Raw genomic sequence first — 772 nt, forward strand, 5'->3', positions numbered from 1 at the left:
TACCAGCAGACCAAGAACCTGCTGGTGAGCTACGACATCAACCCGCTGGGCTTCTTCTGATCCTCGGCACCTGAAAAGAACGCGGCCTCGGCCGCGTTTTTTATTTCATGGAGCACCTTCCCGTAGGTTGTGGCAGAGCGCAGCGAAGCCCAACGTGCCAGGGTCAAACTCCGATTGTTGGGCTTCGCTGCGCTCTGCCCAACCTACCTGCTACATCCTCCCCCTGGGCGCTAAACCTGTAGGGGCGAATTCATTCGCCAAGCAGGCCGAAGGTCTGCCATTCCGAACACCCAGCCCGCCGGATGCTTCCCTCATCCGAACGCGGCCCGCCCCGGCCCCTACCAAATCACGAGCAAATCTCCTCCGAAAGTACCATTCGGGCCCCTCCGGACCGGTGTTTAACTGGCCTTGCCGGAATCCTCCGGCGACATAACAAGAGGATGGCTCCATGTGGACTAAACCCGCCTTTACCGATCTGCGCATTGGTTTCGAAGTCACCCTGTACTTCGCCAACCGCTGATCCGCATCGCCCCGGCCCAGCCGGGGCCCCCGCCAGGGCAACTCCCATGCACATCCAGATTCTCGGCTCGGCCGCCGGCGGCGGCTTCCCCCAGTGGAACTGCAACTGCCGCAATTGCGCCGGCGTACGCAGCGGCAAGGTCCGTGCGCAGCCGCGCAGCCAGTCCTCCATCGCCCTCAGCGCCAATGGCGTCGACTGGGTGCTGTGCAACGCCTCCCCCGATATCCGCGCCCAGCTCGACGCCTTCCCGCC

1 protein-coding gene and 1 pseudogene are annotated in these 772 nt (G+C 63.3%); both read left to right on the forward strand.

Annotated elements, in window-relative coordinates; translation table 11 throughout:
• Positions 1-448: 448 nt before the first annotated feature.
• Positions 449-520 carry a pyrroloquinoline quinone precursor peptide PqqA gene (gene pqqA / locus E8E95_RS00010; RefSeq protein WP_072432761.1) on the forward strand — a complete coding sequence of 24 codons (72 nt, stop codon included), beginning with the start codon at positions 449-451 and terminating at the stop codon, positions 518-520.
• 46 nt (positions 521-566) lie between these two features.
• Positions 567-772 (forward strand): annotated as a pseudogene (locus E8E95_RS00015) (pyrroloquinoline quinone biosynthesis protein B); the annotation flags it as partial.

This window comes from Pseudomonas sp. BN414 (assembly GCF_029871275.1).
GTDB lineage: Bacteria > Pseudomonadota > Gammaproteobacteria > Pseudomonadales > Pseudomonadaceae > Metapseudomonas > Metapseudomonas resinovorans_C.